The sequence below is a fragment of the Schinkia azotoformans LMG 9581 genome (assembly GCF_000307855.1).
GTDB classification, from domain to species: domain Bacteria; phylum Bacillota; class Bacilli; order Bacillales; family Bacillaceae_J; genus Schinkia; species Schinkia azotoformans.
Genome location: NZ_AJLR01000036.1, coordinates 1 through 24,609 on the forward strand (window position 1 = coordinate 1; position 24,609 = coordinate 24,609).

The following is a 24,609-nucleotide window of genomic DNA, read 5'->3' on the forward strand; positions in this document are numbered from 1 at the left end:
TATAAGGGGGTCGATCAATGCTACCCGCCGAATAATGTCGATGAATTCGACAAAAAACGGGTGGACAGGCACTTATATCAGTTACCCTTTTTACCAGATTGAGAGAAATCCGGCATTTTTGTTACAGATGGCAGACCAGAGATATAACCAATACCACCTGTTTTATTAATACCAATTTGTTCATCAACTGCTTTAAGTAGTTCTTCTTTATTAACTGCTGTAATGGCCTTACCATCCACTTCGTCACCAGGATGCTGGAAATTACTTAAAATGTATGAGAATCCATTACGGTCATCAGCAGCAAATAAGCCAGTTGCTTCCGCTCCTGCTGGAACAGATAAAATTCGAGCTAATTCTTTAGTATCAACATTATAAGCCCAAACGAAGTTATTTGTGTGTGCACCACTATCTTCACCAATAAATAGTACTCTCATAGCTTCAGAGTAACTTAGGTTATCTGGATTCGCTACTTTATCTACATTCGCAGTGTTTCCGTATGCATCAGCTTCTTTTAAATCTTCACCAACAACTAATCCAGACATTGAAAGTGCTACATATGAGCTATTAATTGCCTTTCCTTGACTATCTTTTTGGCCACCTTGTAGGTCTAATTGATAAGTTACACCAGCTTTAATTTTTGGCAATTGAATATGGTCTGCTGGGTCTTTTCCTGTTGAATCTTTTTCCATAGCCTTACTTTGATCGGAAATTGCAATATAAACTTTTTTATCCTTTTCGTTTAGTGCTACGCCTTCCATTTTATTAAATTCTGTAGTCGCACCAAGAATAGCCGCATATCGACGAGTTTCAAGGAAGGCTGCTGCTTTTTCTTTGCCAGGTTTAAGTTTTAAGTATTCAACTTTTCCTTCATTTGAGTATGTTTTAATAGCGGTGAAACCTTCTTTAGGAGCATCTGAAGTTTCAAAAATATCATTGAATGTAATGCCGCTATCAATAATATCTTTCACTTCTTTATCCGTTGCATGTCCTAAATTAATCCATTTTAAATCTCCTGAGCCACCGTTTTCAATACCTGTTTGTTTAAATGTAGCTGCATATAATGTACCTGATGATAAATCCTTTTCTTTGTCCGCTACATACATAAACATTCCTGTATTACCACCATCATCCCCGTAAAAAACAGTTTTGTTATCAGGCATGACTTTAGCTAACTCATGAGAGAAACGTCCTGTACTGTAATGTTTTACAACTGATGTTTTACCATTCTTATCTACTGTAATTTCAGGAGTATAGCCATAGAAATAAGGATTAGCCTTTGCTGTATCTCCGAAATAGAATTGAGAGAATGTTTCAACTTGACTTCTTACTTTCGAAGTTGGGTCTAAGAAAAGACGTGCATCTGGTTCATACTCTTCAGAACCTAAATGTGTATTCCATGGAGATAATGATCCGTTACATGGAATCCAAAGTCCATTCACGGCTGAAAAATCAATTTTTTCTACTTTTACAGTTTTAAGTTCACCTGTTTTTTTGTCCTGTTCCAACTCAGTTAAAGACATAGATGCTGGAACTAAACCGTATGCTGATTTACCAGCAGCATCAACAGTTTGATATTCATAATGTGTAATCATATAAAGTTTACCGTTAATAGGCATTAATAAGCTGTTTGAATCTGGAGCATCGGAGACAAAGTAGCCTCCGTTTGTGCTGCTTGGATCCTTAATTGGATTTCCATTTACATCAATGGGAGTACCTGCAGGAATTTTTTCCCCTTTAACTGTTGCTACCTTATCTTCGGATTTAAATAGGTAGTTGTAAGACAGCGGAAATGTTTTTACTTTTCCATTGATATATTTCACATCAACTGTTGCATTTGTATATGTTTTTACCATTTCATCAATAGTAGTAGGTGCTGCCATTCCATTAAATTTAACAGATTCTATTTTAATATTTTCCTGAGAAGCCGCTACTACTGGTGTTACTGCTGGAACAGTAATAGCTAATGTAAGTGCTAAAGTAGCCCCTTTTTTCGCTAGTTTCTTATTAATCATCTAAAAAATCCCCCTAGTAGATTTATAGTTTACAGTTCAATTAAACCAAATAATTGTTAATACAATATTAACCTTGTGTATGTTTTTTATTAGTTCTAAATATTCAATGTTAACAGGGGCTTTTTTGATAACATTCCATTTTTAATTGATCAAGGTGAACTCAGGGGTTTGGATGTAAACGTAAATAATCCCCACCTGTTAAACCAGATGGGGATTACAAGGGAGGTGAAAAAAGTTCATCCTCCCTCTACAGTTGTCTTCGAATTATAATCCAATTGGAGAGAGGTCCACCATTCAAAGCATGGGACATAATGTAACAAATTCACACTATAAAATCTGGTAGTATAATAGTAAGGTACCAATGTCCACTCGTTACGATCTATTTCTTAGTCGTCTTCATGATGAATTTTTTCGGAAGGAGCAATTGCTAAACCACTAAAGGAAATTGGTCCTACAACAGCAGCTTCCGTACCATTAGTAATATTTTCAACTGTTACTTGATAAAGATGTTTACCTGCCCCCACATTCGTATCTATAGCTTGAAATGTTGCTATATAGTTTACCTCTGAGGTAGGGTCTGATTCCACTCCTTCTTGAGCCCTGAAGATTTCCCTTCCATCACGGAAGATCTTAAACAAAAGTTGAGATGTACCAGTAACTCCACGCACTCCCACTGTCGCAATTAATTCTACATTATTATTATTTGCATTTCTTCGAGGAATAGTTATATTAATATGTGCTACTATCAATCTTTTCGGAGAATGAGGAATCATTTTTGGTCTAATTGTATCAACCTTACTAACCGGTTCTGTTGCTTGATAATCAATTATACGAAACATTAAAGTCACCTCCTTATACAGTAAAATATGCAATTAAAGAGATATAGCTTGGACAATCTAATCATAGTAAGTGCAAAAAGATAAAAAATGCCATACATCAAAATAAGACTTTACAACTTTAGATGTAATTAATTCTTTCTACAAACCTTTTCGCTGCACGTGATAACGAAACGTTTTTTAAATAACAAATACCAATGCTCCTTTTTGGAATTTCCTCTTCTAACAATACCTCGTATAAATATCCCTTTTCTATGTAATCCTTTGAAAACTCTTTTATGATACAAGAAATACCTAAGTTTATTCTTGTAAATTCTATTAATAAATCATAGGATCCAAGTTCGAATACAGGTGAAACCTGGAATCCCTTCTTTTTCAAAAAGTTTTCTACAAAGATTCTTGAGTTTGATTTTTTTTCTAAAAATATTAACGGCATTTTCATTAAATACTCAAAACTAATTGGCTTCTTAGTTATTCTTTTATATTTTTCTCCACAAACAAAAATATCCTGAATCTCCTTACATGGTATGGTTTGAATATTCTCGTCTTGTATAGGTAAATTACATAAGCCTAAGTCCGCTTTGCCAGTTTTAATAAGCGCACAAATTTCGGTTGTTGTTCCATTTAATATAGTTAATTTAATTCCGGGGTATCGGAGATGGAATTCCTCCAAATAAGGTAACAGAAAATAACGTGAGATTGTATCTCCAACCCCGATTCGTAATTCTCCAAACTTTAATTGTTTAAATTCTAATAATTTATCTTCTGCAACATTAATCATTCCTATCGCTGAGTTCACGTGTTCATATAATAGACTTCCTTCATTTGTTAATTCTACGCCCTTTGATGTTCGGTAGAAAAGCTGTATATCTAATTCATTCTCCAGCTTTGAAATCGATTGACTGACAGCAGATTGTGTCATATATAGTTCCTGTGCCGCCTTTGAAAAACTTTTATTTCGACCGACAATGTTAAAAATGCGATATAAATCCAATTTCCCAATCACATTACCACCCCTTATATCACATATTATAAACATTAATTTTACTAATATCACTTAAAAGGATATAGTAGTATAGGATAAAAAAATCGTACTTCATTAATTAACAATAAATACTCTTATTAGAGGAGAGATTATATTGGAAAGAGTAGTTGGAACAGTCGTACGCGGACTTCGCGGACCAATCATTAACAAAGGCGATAACATTGAAGAAATTGTCGTAAATACTGTATTAAATACAGCTAAAGTAGAGGGTTTTTCTATTCAAAATCGTGACATCGTTACGATTACTGAATCCGTTGTAGCCCGTGCCCAAGGGAACTATGCGACTATTGACGATATTGCTACAGATATTAAGAGTAAATTTGGAGAAGAAACAATCGGTGTGACTTTTCCAATCCTAAGCCGTAATCGATTTGCGAACTGCCTAAAAGGGATTGCAAAAGGAACAAAGAATGTAGTCTTAATGTTAAGTTATCCCTCTGATGAAGTGGGTAATCACCTAGTAGATATTGACGACCTCGATATTAAAGGAATTAACCCTTGGACAGACGTATTATCAGAAGCTGACTTCCGCAAGCATTTCGGTTATAACAAACATCGATTCACAGGTGTTGACTATATTGATTATTATAAAAGTTTAATCGAAGCGGAAGGAGCAAATTGTGAAGTTATCTTCTCAAACAATGCAAAAACCATTTTAGACTTTACAAAGAATGTGTTAACTTGTGATATTCATTCTCGCTTTAGAACAAAGCGCATCTTAACAAACAATGGGGCTAAAAATGTATTGGGCCTTGATGACATTCTCAAAGAATCAATCAATGGCAGCGGATTTAACGAGGCCTACGGCTTACTAGGATCCAATAAGGCAACGGAAGACAGTGTTAAACTATTCCCTAATAACTGTCAGCCAATTGTCGATAGTATTCAAGCTAAGCTTAAAGAAGAGACAGGAAAAACAGTAGAAGTCATGGTTTACGGCGATGGTGCATTTAAAGATCCAGTGGGTAAAATTTGGGAACTCGCAGACCCTGTTGTATCACCAGGATATACGGCCGGGCTTGACGGCACACCAAATGAAGTGAAATTAAAATACTTAGCAGATAACAATTTCTCACACCTTCGTGGAAAAGAGTTAAAACAGGCTATTTCTGAATATATCCAGAATAAAAATGAAGACCTTGTTGGTGCAATGGAAGCACAAGGAACTACACCACGTAGATTAACGGACCTAATTGGATCATTATCTGATTTAACTTCCGGCAGCGGTGACAAAGGAACCCCAATGATCTATATTCAAGGATACTTCGATAACTATACAAAATAAGAGCAGTACAAAAGGGTGTCTTTTAAATTAAGACACCCTTTTGCTTTATCGTTCATAAACTGCAGCTATTTATGGTTAGGTTCATCGCACCTTATATACCTGCGGTTTTTCCACTAAATATCTCACCATAAGTAAATTAGCTTTATTTTCTTAATTAAAAAGACGAAGTAAAACCACTAAAAATAATAAAGGGTTACCTCGTCTGATTATTAATTTCCATAATGTCCCCATTATGTCCCTATTTTGTCCCCATTTTCACAATTAGTATTTGAATACTAATTATTTAAGCTCTAATGATGTCCCTATTTGTCCCTATTTTATGGTGAATAGATGTACTTCGTTCCCGCTCCTCTTCCTATAGTCTTTACACCATCAGGTTCTAATTCTTGTATTAAACGTTGAACTTGTTTACGATTCATTCCAGTTAATTGTCTTATTTCCTTATTAGTTAGGCTTCGATCTGTCTTTAAAATTGATAGGATTCGAATTTTGACTACCTCTTTATCTAAACTTTGTTGCCGTTCATATTTCAATTCACCTTTTAACATTTCATAAGCATTTCGTGAAAGGGTGAAATACCTACCTTTCCCACGACCAATTGATTCTAATAAGTTAAATTCATTATGCATACGGCTAAGTAGTTCACGGGCTTGTTCCATACTTCTTTGTGCGACATCAGCAGCTATTGAAGTATCAATTTCTTCATGTCTTATTAAATATTGCAATATAAGCAAGTGGTCAACATCAATGTGATGATTTTCTTTCGCCATATAATCAATCAAGTTTTTAAAGTCTTTATTTAGAGGAGAAGATATAAAAGTAAGCTCAATGTTACTACCAATTTCCCTATAGATAGGTGGCTCTTTTCCTTCAATTAATAATGAGCGAAATATCCTTGAAACGCCCAAATTTGAGCGATTGACTAATTTTAGCCTATCTAGTAAATCCATTAAGTGGTTATTCCTCGCTACTGGGGGATGGTGGAGGATGTTTTGAGGAGTAATACCCCCGACAAACTCCCCTGGATTAGTTAGGATTAGCTTATCCTTATATTGTTTCAACATTATAGTTCCAATCATTCGATAGTCCCGATGACCAAATGCATTAAGTAACGCTTCTCTTAGTGCTATTGTCGGATAAGTGCTAAACTCTGGATGTACAAGTCCTGATTCAACAGTTACCATTGGATTATCAACAGCAATATATCGTTCGAGTTCATATAATGCCACGGGAATAGCGTGCGTTCCGTCATCCCTAAGGGAATAATCTGTATCACTGATCATCTTTCTATACGACCATTTATGTTGAGGAATCAACCTTGAAATAGCCTCAGGTTTCCCAACAAGTAACAAGGAACCTTTTGTAAAATAATTATCTTTTAACGCTCCAATTGACCGTAATAAATCCTCATCAGATAATGATAAAAGTTTTTCGTCTACCCTTTCTCTAGACATAATTTCACGTACTCGTTCCATTGCGGAATGTGAGAAAAGACTTTTCCAATCCTCATGTATAATTTCAGCAGTGAAGTCCATTTGAGAGGAAGAATCCATCATTTTACGCCTTAATGACCCAGTATATGGAATACAATCTTTGCCCTGTCTTATTGTTGCTGACCCATCAGTTGTAGTATAAGGCGGCATACCCGGATACACATTCATTAACAATAAGCGCTTTGTTCCCTCAGGTATAACAATATCCTCAAATACCGGAGTTAGATGTGGATCTGTTTTTTCATAAATTCTTTTTTGAAGTATTGTGATTTCCACATCTTGCGGAACACCTAATATTGCATTAGATCTCCCTTTAACTTTATCCGCAACACCGAATACAACACTTCCCCCTCCACCATTGGCCATGCACACAGCCATTCTTAACATCAACTTAATATTGTCATCAAAACTTCTTGTAATCCATTGCTTAAAATCTAATTGTTGTGACTCGAGGTCATCAGCAATATTTGTTTCCAACTTATCTAGTAGACGGTAAATTTCATCTTTAGATATCATCATCTTTAACACCTCCTCCTTTTCAAATTGAATTTTTATACTGTCTGCACAAACTTGAGCATCGGATTACTATCCTTCCTAGTTATATCAAGGCTTATTGGCCAATTTCATTCTGGAAAAGTCGTGTTATTTATTATAAATTCTATATATGTGATTAATTCCCTTCTTAAAAATATTCACTAAAAAGGTAATACAGAAGACTCCGTATCACCTTTCCTAATACTTCATAATAACCATTATTGGACTTATTTCTCTAAAGGCCGCATCTATTTATGATAAGGTTCGTTCCTATTAATCCTAAAAGCCCGATATATCTGCTCCACCAATATTAGCCGCATCAATTGATGAGGAAAGGTCATTTTTGAAAATGATAATGCGTAATCAGCCCGCTTTTCGACTGCCTTGCTTAATCCTAATGAGCCTCCAATGACAAAAGCAATTTTACTTTTACCGTATGTCGCCAGTTGATCAATTTCCCGCGCCAATTCTTCAGAGGTAAGCATTTTCCCTTGAATGGCTAAAATAATAACATACGTATCATCGGAAATTTTTGCAAGAATGCGTTCTCCTTCTTTATCCTTCACTTGTTCCATTTCAACTTCGCTTAAGTTCTCCGGTGCTTTTTCATCGGCCACTTCGATGACTTCTATTTTTGCATAGGGTCCTAATCTTTTTAAATATTCATCGATCCCCTGCTTTAAATATTTCTCTTTTAGTTTGCCAACACTGAAAATTGAGATATTCACATTTGTCCTCCTGCTATAAACAAGTTATCCACAATATTTATCCACATATCCACAAAACTAATTCCGTATATTGTGGACGAATATTAGTTCGACACAACATATACTGCGGTATTTTGACAATATTCACAGGTTGTTGATAAGTCATTTCCTTCTATCTTCTCTATAGTAGGTGCAACTTCATATTCATCAACTATTATATCTAACGCTAATTCAACGTGTTCTTCACAGCATTTAATCATCCTTGTTCACCCTCTATCCACAAAATTTTACTAACAAAACTACTATCAATTATTTTACATGATTAGACATAATCCACAATCCTATTCCATCAAAAAAGGAGATCAATTTATCCACATTGGTAATAACTTGTGGATGATTGATCCCCCTTTTATTCTTAATATGTCTCTTCCTGAGTTAACTTCATTGTCGTTGTGAATTTCTTTCCATCGCGATAATAGGTCACTTCCATAGAATCACCAATCTCTTTGTCAATATACAGATGTTTACGCAACTCAAGCACATCGACGATTGGTTTACCATCTAACTCTACAATCACGTCTAACTCTTTTAAACCGGCAACTGAAGCAGGAGAGTTTGGCATAACACTCACAATGAAGACACCTTTTTCAACGTTCTTAGGCAGTTTTAATGTTTCTTGCCAGTGATAACTTGGGATCTCATTTAATGATCTTAGCCCCACTCCCATAAATGGACGACGGACTTCCCCGAATTTCTCTAGGTCTTCTATTACTGGGATTGCGCTATCAATTGGAATTGCCAGACCAATTCCTTCAACGGCTTGCTCGGCAATCTTCATCGAGTTAATTCCAATAACCTGTCCTTCGATGTTAACAAGTGCACCACCGCTATTACCCGGGTTAATTGCTGCATCCGTTTGAAGAACTTCCGACTGCCAATCAGGTATTCCATCCTTATTAAAGTCTTGAGGAATCGTTCTTTCAACACCACTTATAATACCTTGGGTAACGGACCCTGAAAATTGCAGCCCGAGCGGGTTTCCAATTGCCAGTACAGGCTCCCCAACTACTAAATTATTGGATGTTCCAATTTCAGCTACAGTCTTTACTTTAGCAGCGTCAATTTGGATTACAGCTAAATCCATTAATTCGTCGCTGCCTAGCACTTTGGCTGGAACTCGTTCTCCATCGCTTAAACTGACCTCAACATTTGACGCTCCTGCAATGACATGGTGGTTCGTTACAATGAAGGCTTTCCCATTTTCCTTTTTATAAATAACACCTGAGCCCGTTCCAACCTCACTAGTGTCTTGCCAAAAACCAGTTTCTTGAATGTTAATAACACCAACTACAGCATCGGATACTTTACTGACTGCATCCGTAACTGCAGATGAAATATTTACATTTACGGTTTGTGCTGTACCAGGTACTCCACCCTGATTTGGAACTTCTGATGCCTGCTCAATTGTAGTTCCTTTCGGTATTAAGTTATAAGGGAGAACATCATATTTCAATAAGGTTGGAATTGTAAAAATGATAATTAATGCCCCTAAAATTGCTCCAACCAGTGATGCTATAAAATATCCTCCGCGACTGCCATTCTTTCTTCTGTTGTCATAATCCTCATTAATATATCCCAATTAGATTCACCAATCCTTTCGCTGATGAATGATATTTCTAGGATGTGCGATCTGAGCTGTTACTACTCAAATTTTTCACATTCGCTCCAGTTTTTTCGTCGCTGAGCGGGTGCCTCCGCTTTTCTACACCACCGCAAGTTTTGTGGGGACTTTTGGATCTGTATCGTACAGCTTAAAGTCTTCGCCGACGGCAAATCCTTTTTCCTGCAATGTCTGGGAAACAGACATTCTTGCCAAATCTTTAATGTTATTATCTTTACTTAAATGGGCCAAATAAATACGCTTTGTTTTATCGCCGATGCAATCTGCTAAAGCAAGGCCGGCATCTTCGTTGCAAACATGACCGACATCACTAAGGATGCGGCGTTTTACATTCCAAGGATAAGGGCCCATTCTTAACATTTCAACATCATGATTGGCTTCAAAAATAAAAACGTCTGAATTGCGAATGGTTCCTTTAATTCGATCGCTTACATACCCTAGATCGGTTACTAGCGTTACCTTTTTTCCCATGCTGTGGAAGCAGTAAAACATGGGCTCTGCTGCATCATGGGATACCCCAAATGACTCCACATCAATATCAGCAAATGTTTTAACAGACCCAACATCAAAGATGAACTTTTGCTCTGTTGGGATGGCGCCGATTAATCCCTCCATCGCTTTCCACGTCTTCTCATTCGCATAGATCGGTAATTTATACCTTCTGGCCAATATCCCTAACCCTTTAATATGGTCACTATGCTCATGCGTGACTAATAATCCATCTAACTCCTTTGGGTCAAGGTTAACAGTATCCATCAACTGCTCCATTTGTTTCCCACTAAAACCTGCATCTACTAGCAATTTTGCTTTATCTGTTCCAATGTAAAAGGCGTTTCCCGTACTGCCGCTGGCGAGTACACTAAAATGCAAACTCATTTTCTCCAACTCCAGTTTGAATTAATTCAAGTACTTGTCCGTCGATGGCATTGACAAAAAAGTCTTCTTTATTATTAACAACGATATGCCAGGTCGGAACGAATATTTGAACATCACCTGATAATGGAACATTCTTGTAGTATCCTAATTCTACCTTGGTTATATGTCCACCAGATGTCAAATAATCGTTATTATATAAATTTTCAATTGCTTTCAGAGGAAGTAAAACTTCTTGATTCGACCCTTCCTCTTTAATTTCCTTTATATTCGTCAACATCGTTTGCTCATAACTGATAATTTCATTGTCTTCATTTAACTGAATCGAAAGCATTGCATTTTCGTTGAAATATAAAGGCCTTCCCCGATAGGTTTGGAAAAAGATCAGCTTATTTATCTTTTTATTCCAACCCCAATACTTATAGGAATAGCCTGAAATCACATGTTCCTTTAAAAACCCCTGCAAAAATGGCTCAATATTTGTATTTGGGAGTGGAATGGGTCTGTTCAGCTTAGATACAATCCATTCCTGGGTTAAAAATGATACCTTTTGATCTGTCAGTTTTAGTAAATCAGATGAAATAAACCTTTTTCTTTTACCGGTAATATAAGACTCACGTTCGACTTCTTCTGGAAGGCCTACATAGGTGATCTCATCTGCCTCTAACTGCTCTTCAATTGTAGACTCTGTTATATATTCAAGTTCAGCAGTCGTTCTTTTTTCAATAATTTGGAATACCAAAAACAAATCAAGGACAAGAAAAATTAGAATAAAAATAGTCTTAGTTTTACTCCAATCCAAGCTTTTCTCCCCCTTGACTAATAGACGTACTAGAAATATAGATTCCTTCCCACTTTCCGTCATATTTTATATACCATTTCGGTTTTACTGTTGCGACAGCTGTGTTTAATTTTTCTTTTGAAAAGTCATAGCCTACTAGTGCGGCCTCTAATGAACTCAACGTAAAGTCCGGTTTTACTTGCGTTAAATAACTAAGAAGCTCTCTTCCAGATGGTAAAATCACTTGTTTTTGCTCACTATCTATAGCAAATCGCAAATTAGTTAAGGACCGAACATATTCATAAATTTCATTATCTCGCCATGATTCATAGATCATTGTTGCACCCTTGTCATTAAAGACAAGATGGCCGTTCACCATTAATTGAAATTTCACTGTATGTTTAGCCCTGCTCCAATCTATTAATGAAAAAGAATCGGTCCAGCCTGAATGGTCATTAATAAACTCAATTGATTTTAAAATCATTTCTTCAGGTTCCAGCTCGTACACTTCCTGATTAGCTGGATTTACAAATCTCATCATATCTTGATTTTGTGAGATTTCTAATGCCCTTGTTCCATCGGTAAAGGATTCCTCCCCATTATTTAAACGATATTGTTTAAGAGTATTTGGATCGTTAAACAATGCATTTTTAAAATCAGAAGATAAAATATTTTGGGTTGAAAAAGTAAGCTGCTTTATCGCTATCCGTTGTTCCGGTAAATATAAAGTGTGGCCTTGGTTGCCGCTGACAGTAAAATACGGTGAATTCTTAAAATTGCTATGCAGCAACAATTCATTTATTTTGCCCGCCTCATTTTGTTCAACTTTCAATTTTACCGCTTGGTCAGTAGCGTATGAAATCAAATAAAGAGCAGGTTCCTTTGAAAAGCTTACGATAATACGATCAAAATAATTAATATCCCACTCTTGTCTTATTGGCCCCATAATGTAGTTGGAAATATTGATTGGTAAATTAACTGGAAATATCATTTCCAAGCTTCGTTCTTTCAACAAAATGGAATCCAATTGTTCCGGTGTTGAAAAAGTGATATGTTCATATTCCAATGAATTAAGGTCCATCACCATTTGATAAATTTCATCTGTAAACATAGAGTCGGTAACCCCATAATGAAGACCATCCTGATGATAAATAAATTGCGTTGGTTTGATTACTTCATTGAATTGCCGCTTTTCACCAATTGCAACGGAGTTGAGGTTATTTACCTTTTGGCGAAAGTCATACTGGGGCTGAAACGTCCATAATCCCCATGTCAAAGCTAAACTTAATAAAACGAGTAAGGCAAGAATAATTGATTTTATTTTTTCAATCCTTACTTTCATGACAAATCCTCCTCCCTTCGCGGGATGTCAAGAGGAAGCGTAAAGATGATAGTCGTTCCTTTTCCTTCTTCACTATCAGCCCAAATTTCTCCGCCATGAATTTCAATTATTTCCTTCGCGATCGCCAACCCTAAACCAGTACCGCCCATTTTCCGCGAACGGGCTTTATCGACACGGTAAAAACGATCGAATACTTTTGGCAAGTCTGATTTAGGAATACCGACTCCTTCATCTGATATTCTTACATGAAGAATATTTTCCTTTTGCAATAATTCAAATCTCACCTTTCCGCCTTCGGGTGAGTACTTTAATGCATTCGAAATAATGTTATCCAGCACTTGGGTAATCTTATCTTTATCAATCGTGACAAAGCGATCTCGGTGCGAAAAGGCCCTTTCGAAAATAAATTGATCCTCTTTCGCCATCTCAAACCGATCAATAATTTGCTGAAAAAATCCTGTGAAGTTTATGCCTTTCTTAACAAATTGATAATCCTTACTATCTAGTCGAGACAGCTGCAAGAGATCGTTAACAAGACGAATCATCCGCTCCGTTTCCGTCTGTGTAACATTGATGAATCTTGGAGCAAGGTCTTCATTTTCCCATGCACCATCAGCAAGCGCCTCTAAATAACTTCGCATTGTTGTCAGCGGAGTTCTTAATTCATGTGAAACATTGGCAACAAACTCACGGCGTTCCTGGTCGATCGTTTCTTGTTCCGTAACATCCTGTAGAACTGTAATTAATCCTGTTAATTCACCATGGTCATCTTTAATGACAGAGAAGTTAGCACGTAAAATATATTTATTTCGAAAAATATCACTAAAATCAAGCAAAACAGAATCCTTGCTATCAAAAAGCTTTTCCAAAGTTACTGTTTCCTCAAGTTTTAGTAATGACAAAATAGATGTATTTAGAACTGTTTCACGTGAAACATTCAGCATCTTTTCCGCAGGCTCATTCATTAAAATAATATATCCGTCCTTATCGGTAGCGATAACACCATCGGACATATGTGCCAAGACTGTACTCAACTTTCTTCTTTCGCCTTCCGTTGTTTCCTGGGCGATCTCGAGCTTATTCGTCAAATCATTAAAAGTCTCAGCAAGCTGACCAATTTCATCTTCCCCAAATACATTAACCTTTCGAGAAAAATCCCCTTCAGCTAAGACAAGGGCTTGTTTCCGCATATCTGCGATCGGTCTTGTAATCGTGCGGGCGACAAACACCCCTAATAATGCGGTTATTACCAGGGCAATAATAGTACCTGAGGCTAAAATAGCATTGATAACACGCATTTGTTCATAAACTTTTTCCATTGAAGCGATGATGTACATGCCGCCAATCACATCTTCATTCATCTTAACAGGGACTGCCCTTACAAACATCCTGTTTCCTGTTCGAGGATCCAATAAAATTTTCTCTGACTCAATTCCACCAATAATAGCCTTCTTTATTCGGACCTCTGTAGTTCTTCTACCAATCATCCCACGATTATACGGGTCGGAAATACCAATAACACGAAAACTGCTGTCTGCAACTTGGACAGATGTAATATCGTCTGAAAGAAAGTCTTGTAAAATCAAATTAATTTTGTCTTCAAGCTGCAACGTTCTACCACTTCGTTCTTCTTTCATTTCCTGCCCAATATTATAGACTAATAGCCTAATCCGTTCATTAATCGATTCGGTAAAATTGTTGACTAGCTGCTGTTCAAGCTCACGAACAAAGTATACGCCAATAACCTGGATGGCAAATAAGATGAGCAAAACATAAATTAATACGAATTTAAAATAGATCGATTTAAAGAAACCGACTTTTTTCATTGCTGTTACTCCTGATCTGGATTTCTGAAATAATAACCTACTCCACGACGAGTGACAATCCATGATGGATGACTGGGGATGTCCTCTATCTTTTCTCTTAACCTCCGAACAGTCACATCAACTGTGCGAACATCACCAAAATAATCATACCCCCACACAGTTTGTAAAAGATGCTCACGAGTCATCACTTGGCCTATATGTTTAGCTAAATAATGAACAAGCTCAAATTCACGATGTGTCAATTCAATCTGTTCTCCTCTTTTTGTGACAACATATGCATCGGGATGGATCGAAAGTGCTCCTACAACGATCTCCGATAATTCCCCATTGCCTTTATCTGCATCTTGTTGATGTCTTCGTAAATTCGCTTTAACCCGAGCAATTAATTCTCTATTACTAAATGGCTTTGTTACATAATCATCTGCTCCAAGCTCTAACCCTAATACTTTATCTATTTCGGAGTCCTTCGCTGTTAACATAATAATCGGCATTTCATATTTTTTTCTAACTTCACGACAAACTTCCATTCCATCCTTGTGCGGTAACATAATATCTAATAAAATTAAATCCGGTTTTACTTCTTCCACCTTGCGAAGAGCCTCTAACCCATCATAAGCACAAGTAACCTTATAGCCTTCTTTCTCTAAATTAAATTGCAAAATATCCGCTATCGGCATTTCGTCATCGACAACTAGAATGTGCTTTTCCAACTAATTCACTCCCCCATAATCGTTCAGAAGTTTCCTATTTTACTTTACCATTTCTTTAGCTTTTAAGCATCCCTTGACGTCCACTTTGTAAGATATTCCCGAGTTTTTCCCATTAATTCCAATGACAAAAAGGGCTACCCAAATGCAGCAAGCACACGCTCATTTGAGAAGCCCTATTATATTATGATTCTACAATTGTTTTCTTGGGTTTACTAATTTACCATTTTCATATACTTCGAAGTGCAAATGGGTACCTGTTGAATTACCAGTTGAGCCCATTACACCGATCTTTTGACCTTTTGAAACAGTTTGACCGACTTTTACTTCAATTTTTGATAAATGGCCGTACAATGTTTTCATGCCATTGCCATGGTTGATGACAATCTTATTTCCATAACCACCATCATAGCCTGCAGACTCTATTTTACCATTATCAGCTGCCATGATTGTGTAGTTACTTGGTCCCGCAATATCAATACCCTTATGCTGTCTTCCCCATCTGTATCCCATTGGACTTGAAATATATCCACCAACAGTTGGCCAGCTTAAATTGCCAGTTCCACGAGATGGGATCACCTTTGTTCCTTTAATCATAATCTTCTTTGTAGGTTCCTTCACGATAGCCTCATCTACGACTACCTTTTTTGCAATCGAACCATTCTTTTCAATAATGGAGTATCTTACTACTTTTTCTCCATTTACACCTTCTTGCTTAACATTGGTTGTGCCTTTAAATACGGTTTTATCCTCGATGACCTCTGTTTCGAAAGGAATTACTTCATTTCGAACAGCATTTTTTTCAACTGCTACATGAACTAACGGTTCATATGACTGTATGTTCACTTCATCCCCAATATGTATGGTTGCCTCTTCGTTTAAATTTGGATTCAATTTAAGAAATTGCGCTAATGTTAAACCATTATCATTTGCAATTTGGCCTAATACTTCCCCTTCCTTTACTACATGTTTCTTCGGTTGGAGAGTACCTTTTACTAATAGCTCCACTGCTTTATCAACAGATAAAATATCTTCCGGAACAACTTTCTCAGCGGCTGATGTAACATTTTCTTCTAGATGAACGTCAATATATACGAAGTCATCGTATTTAACTTCTTTTGAACCATTCTCCAGCTCAGTCAGAACTTTTTCTGGAACATATTTCATCTTTAACCTTTTAATAACTCGGTCAGCCTCTTCTTTATTGGATACAAATGCAACAGCCTTGCCATCAACGGCAATTCCTTCAGCATCTGCCAACACATTAAATGAACTATTTACATTTTTAATGGCTTCTTTATTATCGTATAAAGGTGTATACACTCTTTCTGGTACATATGTAATCTGATCATCTATGGAAAAATCTAATTCACTATATGTATTTTCAGCTTCTTTAATCTTTTTCTTTAGTACATCGTTAATTACGGTCTTATCACTAACAGTACCAAGCAAATTACCTTCGGAATATATGTGGTATACAGTATCAACATCTTTATCTTTATCTTTATCGTTAGCAGCATATACAGAACCAATTGACAAAGTAGCAACAACAGAAGTTGCAATAATCGCCTTTTTAATCGTTTTATTGGAATGAGGTGGTTGGAATAGTCGTGTCATATTAGCAGTCATCTTTTGTAAAAATTGAACCACGGAACTTCCTCCTATGTTTCTTCCTACTCCTTCTTTCTGTAAAGAAAATTTCAGAATTTTTTTAATGAAACATGCCCATATTTCACCTTTTTTAATTTACCATAAATTAATCTAAAACTCTACCAAAATCCTAAATTTGTCGAAAATACCCGAAAATAGAAATAGGCTATACCATATGTAGTGTACAACCACATATAATACCCAGATATAGTTCTAGGTATTATATATAGATGCTACACCTATTTAGGACAGCCAATTATCACTTTATTTTATGTTATCACTGTCTAGCTCCAGCCACCCAGCGGCTCGTAAAACTTCACTCGCCTCCCTACGATAAGTCAACATCGACTCATTTTATTCGTCGTGTTTCCTATATCTCAGTCGACGCGCTCCAGTTTTTTCGCCGCTTAACGGGTGGCTTACGCTTTTCTAATTTGAAGCATAAACGCTGCGAATCACATTTGTTTGGTTTCTGTCAGGGCCTACTGAAAAAACAGAAAGTGGAATACCTGTTAATTGTGAAACACGTTCAACATAATGGCGTGCATTTTCAGGAAGCTCATCTAACTTTTTAACACCAGTAATATCCTCAGTCCAGCCTGGCATTTCTTCATAAACTGGCTCACATTCTGCTAAAACTTTTAAGCTTGCTGGGAACTCTTCAATAACTTCACCTTTATATTTGTAAGCAACGCAAATTTTTAATGTTTCAATGCCTGTTAAAACGTCAATAGAATTTAATGATAAATCTGTAATTCCACTAACACGACGTGCATGACGAACTACTACACTGTCAAACCAGCCAACGCGGCGTGGGCGGCCTGTTGTTGTTCCATACTCACGGCCCACTTCACGAATTTGGTGACCAATTTCGTCATGAAGCTCAGTTGGGAATGGGCCATCGCCGACACGTGTTGTATAGGCCTTACAAACACCAACAACATGGTTGATTTTTGAAGGCCCCACACCAGATCCAATTGTAACTCCACCAGCAACTGGATTGGAGGATGTAACAAACGGATATGTACCTTGGTCAATATCTAACATAACCCCTTGCGCACCTTCAAATAATACACGTCTTCCCTCATCAAGGGCATTATTTAATACAACAGATGTGTCACATACGTATTTTGCAAACTGTTGTCCATAGTTATAATATTCATCTAAAATATCTTCAATCTTAAAGCCTTCTGCATCATAAAGCTTTTCAAGAATACGATTCTTTTCCGCTAAGTTCTGCGTTAACTTTCTTTCAAATTCCTCACGGTCTAATAAATCAGCAATTCTAATGCCAATACGAGCAGCTTTATCCATATAAGCCGGACCAATACCTTTTTTAGTAGTACCTATTTTGTTAGCACCTTTTCGTTCTTCGTCTAACTCATCAATTTTTAGATGATAAGGCAGGATAACATGGGCGCGGTTGCTAATTCTTAAATTATCAGTATTTACACCTTCGTTATGTAAGTATTGTAATTCCGTTACTAACGCTTTAGGGTCAATAACCATTCCGTTCCCAATTACACAAATTTTATCGTTAAAGAAAATCCCGGATGGAATTAAATGTAGTTTATACTTTTTGCCACCAAATACAATCGTGTGACCTGCGTTATTTCCACCTTGGTAACGAGCAACGACCTCTGCATTTTGTGATAGAAAGTCAGTAATCTTTCCTTTACCTTCATCGCCCCATTGTGATCCTACTACTACTACTGAAGACATTTTTGTCTGCACCTCCGAATATAAATACGGCATAATTTTTCCATGAGTCTATTGTCACTGAATTAAGTATAAATTTGCTTAAGGAATGCAAATAAATACCAAAGTAAGTGTAACAATATACAACTTTAAAGTCAATTAAACACGAACAATTTTTAATAAAATTGAATACTTTGTTCGTAAAAAAGCAACCCAATGCTTAAGCACTAGGTTGCATATCTCGATGACGTTCTAGATTAACGAATTTATTATATTCCTTAACGAACGCAAGCTCTACCGTCCCTACAGGGCCGTTACGCTGCTTGGCAATGATGATTTCAATTATATTTTGGTTTTCTGTTTCTTTATCATAGTAATCATCGCGGTATAAGAAAGCGACAATATCCGCATCCTGCTCAATACTTCCTGATTCACGAATATCTGACATCATCGGGCGCTTATCCTGACGTTGCTCAACACCACGGGAAAGCTGTGACAACGCAATAACTGGAACACTTAATTCACGTGCCAATGCTTTCAGGGATCTGGATATTTCTGATACTTCCTGCTGACGGTTCTCACCTGAACGTCCGCTGCCTTGAATTAATTGCAAGTAATCGATTAAAATCATGCCAAGTCCATGTTCCTGCTGTAATCGGCGGCACTTGGAGCGGATTTCGTTAATTCTAACCCCTGGAGTATCATCGATATAAATACCTGCATTCGATAGGCTCCCCATCGCCATTGTGAGCTTTTTCCAATCATCTTCTGACATTTTTCCAGTTCTTAAGGCTTGTGCATCAATATTTCCTTCCGCACACAGCATCCTCATAACAAGCTGCTCTGCGCCCATCTCTAGACTAAAAATCGCAACATTTTCATCCGTTTTCGTGGCAACGTTTTGGGCAATATTCAAGGCAAAGGCGGTTTTACCAACTGATGGACGGGCCGCGACGATAATTAAGTCATTGCGTTGAAATCCAGCCGTCATTCGGTCTAAATCAACGAAACCGGTTGGAATTCCCGTTACATCCCCTTTACGGTTATGAAGGACCTCGATATTATCATAAACGTTAGCCAATACATCTTTAATATTTCTAAAACCGCTCGTATTTTTTCGATTTGCTACTTCAAGGATCGATTTTTCCGCGTCATTTAATAATGCTTCCACATCATCTTCACTGTTAAAGCCATCTGTAACGATGACAGTCGCAGTACGGATGAGTCGTCTTAATATAGATTTTTCTTCCACAATTCGAGCGTAATATTCTATATTGGCAGCTGTTGGAACAGCATCAGCTAAATCACTCAAATATTGAAGTCCACCGACTTCCTCCAAAAGCTTTTTGTCAGCGAGTTCTGAAGTCACTGTTACGATATCAACCGGCTCGCCCTTTTCTGAAAGATCAAGCATAGCAGTAAATATTTTCGAATGGGCTGTTCGATAGAAATCATCAGGCACCAAAATTTCTGAAGCAGTTGTTAAAGCAGACGGCTCAAGAAAGATTGCACCAATGATCGCTTGTTCTGCCTCCAGATTATGCGGTGGTGTTCGATCAGTAAATACATCACTCATATTGACTGCCCCTCTCATTTAAGTTAAATCTTGCATTTGAAAAGAGGCTGTCCAGAATCTTTGTGGCAGCCTCTTTATAATAATTTGCGTATATCTGTCTAGCTCCTGTGCCCAGCGACTCGAAAAACTTCCGCTTTTCTATTTAGTTTCTTTTACATGTACCTTTAATGTAGCTGTAACCTCATGATGAAGCTTAACCGGTACATTTGTTACACCTAGTGAACGAATAGAGTCGTCTAGGTCTAATTTACGTTTATCAATTTTAATGCTGTAGGCTTTGTTTAGCTCATCTGCAATTTGCTTCGAAGTAATCGACCCAAATAGTCTACCGCCTTCTCCTGATTTAGCAGATAGCTCAACTGTAAGCTTTTCTAGCTTTTCTTTTAACACTTTTGCTTCTTGTAATTCTTCAGCAGCTTCGCGCTCCTGTTTTTTCTTCTGCGCTTCTAATGATTTCATATTTGCAGGTGTTGCTTCAAGGGCTAAATTATTCTTTAAAAGGAAATTATGGGCATATCCGTCAGCAACATTCTTGATTTCACCTTTTTTTCCTTTACCTTTAACATCTTGTAAAAATATAACTTTCATTATTTTTTTCCCCCTTCGAGATAATCATCGATAGCATCTTTTAATAATTGTTCAACTTCATCAATTGTTTTTCCTTCAATTTGAGTGGCTGCATTTGTTAAATGACCACCCCCACCTAAGCTCTCCATAATGATTTGAACGTTAACATCACCTAATGAACGAGCACTAATACTTATTTTACCATCTTGCCTTTTAGAAATCACAAATGAGGCGATCACATTATTCATTGATAATAGTGCATCCGCTGCTTGGGCTATCAATACTTGGCCAAAGGTTTGATCGGCTCCGGCTTTCGCAATAGCAATTCCTTTTTTATAGATTTTACTATTTTCAATTAGCTTTGACCGTTTAATATATTGGTCTAAGTCTTCTTTTAGGAATCTTTGGACAAGTACCGTATCGGCGCCATGCGAGCGTAAATAGGAGGCTGCATCAAAGGTCCGCGAACCGGTTCGCAATGTAAAACTTTTCGTATCAACGATGATCCCTGCTAATAATGCCGTTGATTCTAACATATCAATTTTTAATGTTTTCGGCTGATATTCTAATAACTCCGTAACAAGCTCTGATGTAGAGGATGCATAAGGCTCCATATACACCATAACTGGATTCTCAATGAATTCTTCACCGCGACGATGGTGGTCAACAACGACGACATTATCAAGCTTATTAAGTAGCCTCTGGTCAATGACCATAGATGGCTTATGAGTATCAACAACAACTAGTAAAGAATGGTCAGTAGCAATTTCTAAAGCCTCTTCAGGTGAAATAAATCTTTGCCATAACTCACCTTTCAATCTAACCTCGGCCATTAGCCTTTGGACACCTGAATCAATATCGTTTTCATTAAGAACAACATAGCCTTCCGTATTATTTGCCTCTGCAACCTTTAGAATCCCTATCGCTGCCCCAATCGCATCCATGTCAGGCGCTTTATGTCCCATTATAAAAACTTTATCACTAGCAAGCACCCATTCACGAAGGGCATGAGAGATTACTCTTGCTCTTACTCTCGTCCGTTTCTCCATTGGATTCGTCTTACCGCCATAAAACTTCACTTTTCCATTCAGGCTTTTAATCGCAACCTGGTCGCCTCCTCTACCAAGGGCGAGTTCCAAACTGGATTGCGCCAAACCTCCAAGCTCCGGCAAATTAGAAGAATCACTGCCAATCCCAATGCTAAGCGTCAACGAAACATTTTGTTTTGTTGTTAATTCCCGAACTTCGTCTAAAATATCAAATTTTGTTTTTTCCAGCTGGGTTAAGATTAATTGATTAAACACTGCAATAAAACGGTCCGATGAAGTTCTTTTAAGGAAAATACCGTATTTACTGGCCCAATTATTAAGGATAGAGATCACTTTGCTATTGATTGTACTTTTGGTTTGATCATCCATTCCTTGTGTTACATCATCATAATTATCTAAAAAGATGATTGCTAATACAGCTTTTTCTTCCTCGTATAATCGCTCAATTTCCTCTTGGTTCGTTATGTCGAAAAAATATAGAAGTCTTTCATCTCGTTTAATATGAACGTGGAATATTTGTCCATCTAAAATTATTTTGTTATGATCTGATTCACCTTTTAAAAGTGAAATCATACCATCAGATATTGTGTTTAAATGGCGCCCTATTAACGTTTCCTCATTTAGAACATCCGCCAAATAATGGTTAGACCACTCAATTTGATGCTCATCGTTATATAATAGAATTCCGATAGGCATTTCCATCAGCGCTTCATCGCCAACTTTTTTTACACGATGGGATAATGTTGAAATATATTGTTCCATCTCTTCATACAAATTAAGCTCATATCTTAATAAGTAATAAACGATTACGCCCATGATTACAAAGAAGATTACCCCAAACACCCATTGAAAATAAGCTATGGTTGCCATCATGGCTATTGATAATATCAAGAAGAGAATAAACGGAATGCTTCGCCATCGTTTTTTGATTGAATTTGGCATATCTTCATCTCCACATCATTGTGGGTCTTTCATGCGCTTCCGCAAATTAAACCCTAAATCAATTATACCTAAGATTCTTATTATAGATAGTAAAAAAGTCATAAACAAAGATAGAATTATGATAACAACAGGTATTGTTAAGGGCTTTTTATTTATATGAAAGTAAAAAAAGATAAACGAAAACCCTTGTATTGTCATTATTATTTCAAGCACGATAAATAGGTTAATAATTATTGTAAAAAGTATTGTACCCTGTTCCGGCCCTGTCATGAAAATAATGGTAACAATTAAATAGTACCATAATAAGCTTTTTGGAAAAGACCATTTTCTTATCGGTGGGAATGATTTTATTTCATATTTAAATCCTTTTAATATTTGATTTGCAAAAAATTGAGTTACAAAAGCCAACACGATGCTTGTAATGACCATTGCACTTGGAACAATGTAAGAAATCATCTCAATGGATTGATACATCATTTCAAATTGATCTGTAGGTTGTCCAAGCGATGTTACCATTTTTTCAGCTGTTTCCATCGATTGATACATCATCTTTTTCGTATCTTCAATAAAATTTATATGAAAGAAGACATTAGTAACAATGAACAACAGAACAAAGTTTGCGATGAAACCAAGGCTTCCACTAAGTAATATGGCATAAGCACCTTTTTTTAGTGAATATATGTACCCCATGATAAGACCGGTTGTTCCAAACATAAGGGTAATTGGCAGCGTTGCGATTGAACCAACCATATATGTAATAAATAATGCGACCGTTAACATTAATAGCCCTTTTTTCAAAGTATGACGGGTTACATAGATAACAAAAGGAACTGGAAGTATAAAAAGAAATAAGCTACCAATGAGCGGTATAAACAAGACAGCTAATAAAAGAATAGAATATAACGCTGTTAATATGGCCCCTTCAGTTATTGAACGTATTGAATTCAAATCTTCACCTCATATATCCTTTTTTTCCATTCTCTGTATGTACTATTTTATGTATTTATTTCGTTAGTTTCAAGAAATTGAAAAAAAGACAGCAAGATAATCCTGCTGCCTTTTTAAAATTCTATCAATAAATTAATCGTTAACGTATGGTAACAACGCCATTTGACGTGCGCGCTTGATAGCTGTTGTTAATTTACGTTGGTATTTTGAAGATGTTCCTGTTACACGGCGAGGTAAAATTTTACCGCGTTCAGAAACGAAACGTTTTAATAGATCAACATCTTTATAGTCGATGTGTGTAATTCCGTTTGCTGTGAAATAGCACACTTTACGACGCTTAGTGCGACCTTTACGAGCTCCACCCATTGCCATTTGAAAGTCCCTCCTTACGTATTGTAAATTGTTTAGCTTCAGCACTCGGGCGCTTCCGCTTTTCTTATTTAAAACGGTAAATCATCGTCTGATATGTCAATCGGTAAACCATCATCTTTAAATGGGTCATCATCGACAGTAGAAAAATTATCGTTCGAACGTTGATTCTGATTTGGACGATATCCGCCACCAGATGGTTTTTGGCCTCCATATCCTTGTCCAGATCCGAAGTTTCCACCCCCAGGGTTTCCTCCTCCAAATCCATAAGGATCTGCTTGACCGCCTCCTTGGCTAGCACCTTTAGGCTCCAAAAATTGTACGCTATCTGCCACAACTTCTGTTACATAAACCCGGCGACCATCTTGTCCCTCGTAATTACGAGTTTGTAAGCGGCCATCAACACCAGCTAAGCTTCCCTTTTTGAGGAAATTCGCTACATTTTCAGCTGCACGGCGCCATACAACACAGTTAATAAAATCTGCTTCACGGTCACCTTGTTGATTAGAAAATGTGCGATTAACAGCAAGTGTAAATTGGGTAACAGCAACTCCGTTTGGAGTATAACGCAATTCAGGATCTTTCGTTAACCTGCCAACGAGTACCACGCGGTTTAACATCAGAATCACTCCTTAATGGAAATTCAAACTTAAATCAAATGCGCCTTGGCGTATTTGTGCCCAGCGGA

At 37.0% G+C, this 24,609-nt stretch carries 21 protein-coding genes; 1 reads left to right on the forward strand and 20 read right to left on the reverse strand.

Features of this window, described 5'->3' with window-relative positions; genetic code table 11:
* Nucleotides 1–77 precede the first annotated feature (77 nt).
* From BAZO_RS02745 to BAZO_RS02755, 3 genes are all read right to left on the reverse strand, one after another.
* Nucleotides 78–2,012 (reverse strand): PhoX family protein, encoded by a 1,935-nt coding sequence (locus BAZO_RS02745; RefSeq protein ID WP_003329726.1) that lies wholly within the window; start codon nt 2,010–2,012, stop codon nt 78–80.
* 386 nt (nt 2,013–2,398) lie between these two features.
* Nucleotides 2,399–2,851 (reverse strand): hypothetical protein, encoded by a 453-nt coding sequence (locus BAZO_RS02750; protein WP_003329727.1) that lies wholly within the window; start codon nt 2,849–2,851, stop codon nt 2,399–2,401.
* Nucleotides 2,852–2,969: 118 nt separating this feature from the next.
* Nucleotides 2,970–3,854 carry a LysR family transcriptional regulator gene (locus tag BAZO_RS02755; RefSeq protein WP_003329728.1) on the reverse strand — a complete coding sequence of 295 codons (885 nt, stop codon included), beginning with the start codon at nt 3,852–3,854 and terminating at the stop codon, nt 2,970–2,972.
* A gap of 133 nt (nt 3,855–3,987) precedes the next feature.
* On the opposite strand from BAZO_RS02755, the gene BAZO_RS02760 reads away from it, so the two are divergent.
* Entirely contained in the window at nt 3,988–5,178 is a 1,191-nt protein-coding gene (locus BAZO_RS02760) for a coenzyme F420-0:L-glutamate ligase (protein ID WP_003329730.1), read from the forward strand.
* Between the two features lie 317 nt (nt 5,179–5,495).
* On the opposite strand, the gene BAZO_RS02765 is transcribed toward BAZO_RS02760, so the two are convergent.
* The 17 genes from BAZO_RS02765 to ssb all read right to left on the reverse strand — a co-directional run bounded on the left by BAZO_RS02765 (nt 5,496) and on the right by ssb (nt 24,541).
* Nucleotides 5,496–7,190 carry an RNA-binding domain-containing protein gene (locus BAZO_RS02765; protein WP_003329731.1) on the reverse strand — a complete coding sequence of 565 codons (1,695 nt, stop codon included), beginning with the start codon at nt 7,188–7,190 and terminating at the stop codon, nt 5,496–5,498.
* Between the two features lie 263 nt (nt 7,191–7,453).
* On the reverse strand, nt 7,454–7,933 hold the full coding sequence (gene rlmH / locus BAZO_RS02770; RefSeq protein ID WP_003329732.1) for a 23S rRNA (pseudouridine(1915)-N(3))-methyltransferase RlmH: 480 nt from the start codon (nt 7,931–7,933) through the stop codon (nt 7,454–7,456).
* An 83-nt stretch (nt 7,934–8,016) separates the two neighbouring features.
* Nucleotides 8,017–8,172, reverse strand: a complete 156-nt coding sequence (locus BAZO_RS21520; protein WP_003329733.1) for a CxxH/CxxC protein — start codon at nt 8,170–8,172, stop codon at nt 8,017–8,019.
* 155 nt (nt 8,173–8,327) lie between these two features.
* Entirely contained in the window at nt 8,328–9,551 is a 1,224-nt protein-coding gene (locus BAZO_RS02775) for a S1C family serine protease (protein WP_003329734.1), read from the reverse strand.
* A gap of 123 nt (nt 9,552–9,674) precedes the next feature.
* Nucleotides 9,675–10,469, reverse strand: coding sequence for an MBL fold metallo-hydrolase (locus BAZO_RS02780; RefSeq protein WP_003329735.1), 795 nt, complete (start codon nt 10,467–10,469; stop codon nt 9,675–9,677).
* Nucleotides 10,453–11,268: a two-component system regulatory protein YycI gene (locus tag BAZO_RS02785; RefSeq protein WP_003329736.1), complete on the reverse strand. Its 816-nt coding sequence runs from the start codon at nt 11,266–11,268 to the stop codon at nt 10,453–10,455. The genes BAZO_RS02780 and BAZO_RS02785 overlap by 17 nt, the downstream gene beginning before the upstream one ends.
* Complete coding sequence (locus BAZO_RS02790; protein ID WP_003329737.1) at nt 11,255–12,589, reverse strand: YycH family regulatory protein; 1,335 nt, start codon at nt 12,587–12,589, stop codon at nt 11,255–11,257. The genes BAZO_RS02785 and BAZO_RS02790 overlap by 14 nt, the downstream gene beginning before the upstream one ends.
* A complete protein-coding gene (gene walK, locus BAZO_RS02795) occupies nt 12,586–14,415 on the reverse strand; it encodes a cell wall metabolism sensor histidine kinase WalK (RefSeq protein WP_003329738.1) in 1,830 nt (609 codons plus the stop codon). The genes BAZO_RS02790 and walK overlap by 4 nt, the downstream gene beginning before the upstream one ends.
* A 5-nt stretch (nt 14,416–14,420) precedes the next feature.
* Complete coding sequence (gene yycF / locus BAZO_RS02800; protein WP_003329740.1) at nt 14,421–15,125, reverse strand: response regulator YycF; 705 nt, start codon at nt 15,123–15,125, stop codon at nt 14,421–14,423.
* Nucleotides 15,126–15,314: 189 nt separating this feature from the next.
* Nucleotides 15,315–16,772 carry a peptidoglycan DD-metalloendopeptidase family protein gene (locus BAZO_RS02805; RefSeq protein ID WP_003329741.1) on the reverse strand — a complete coding sequence of 486 codons (1,458 nt, stop codon included), beginning with the start codon at nt 16,770–16,772 and terminating at the stop codon, nt 15,315–15,317.
* 429 nt (nt 16,773–17,201) lie between these two features.
* Complete coding sequence (locus BAZO_RS02810) at nt 17,202–18,494, reverse strand: adenylosuccinate synthase (RefSeq protein WP_003329742.1); 1,293 nt, start codon at nt 18,492–18,494, stop codon at nt 17,202–17,204.
* A gap of 196 nt (nt 18,495–18,690) precedes the next feature.
* Nucleotides 18,691–20,046 carry a replicative DNA helicase gene (dnaB, locus tag BAZO_RS02815; protein ID WP_003329743.1) on the reverse strand — a complete coding sequence of 452 codons (1,356 nt, stop codon included), beginning with the start codon at nt 20,044–20,046 and terminating at the stop codon, nt 18,691–18,693.
* Nucleotides 20,047–20,184: 138 nt separating this feature from the next.
* The gene (gene rplI, locus BAZO_RS02820) at nt 20,185–20,634 is read right to left on the reverse strand and encodes a 50S ribosomal protein L9 (protein ID WP_003329744.1); all 450 of its coding nucleotides are present in this window, start codon (nt 20,632–20,634) and stop codon (nt 20,185–20,187) included.
* A complete protein-coding gene (locus BAZO_RS02825; protein WP_003329745.1) occupies nt 20,634–22,604 on the reverse strand; it encodes a DHH family phosphoesterase in 1,971 nt (656 codons plus the stop codon). Before BAZO_RS02825 ends, rplI begins: the two co-directional genes overlap by 1 nt.
* A gap of 15 nt (nt 22,605–22,619) precedes the next feature.
* Nucleotides 22,620–23,552 (reverse strand): YybS family protein, encoded by a 933-nt coding sequence (locus BAZO_RS02830; RefSeq protein WP_003329746.1) that lies wholly within the window; start codon nt 23,550–23,552, stop codon nt 22,620–22,622.
* A gap of 132 nt (nt 23,553–23,684) precedes the next feature.
* Entirely contained in the window at nt 23,685–23,918 is a 234-nt protein-coding gene (gene rpsR, locus BAZO_RS02835; protein ID WP_003329747.1) for a 30S ribosomal protein S18, read from the reverse strand.
* 74 nt (nt 23,919–23,992) lie between these two features.
* Nucleotides 23,993–24,541 carry a single-stranded DNA-binding protein gene (gene ssb / locus BAZO_RS02840; RefSeq protein ID WP_003329748.1) on the reverse strand — a complete coding sequence of 183 codons (549 nt, stop codon included), beginning with the start codon at nt 24,539–24,541 and terminating at the stop codon, nt 23,993–23,995.
* Between the last annotated feature and the right edge of the window lie 68 nt (nt 24,542–24,609).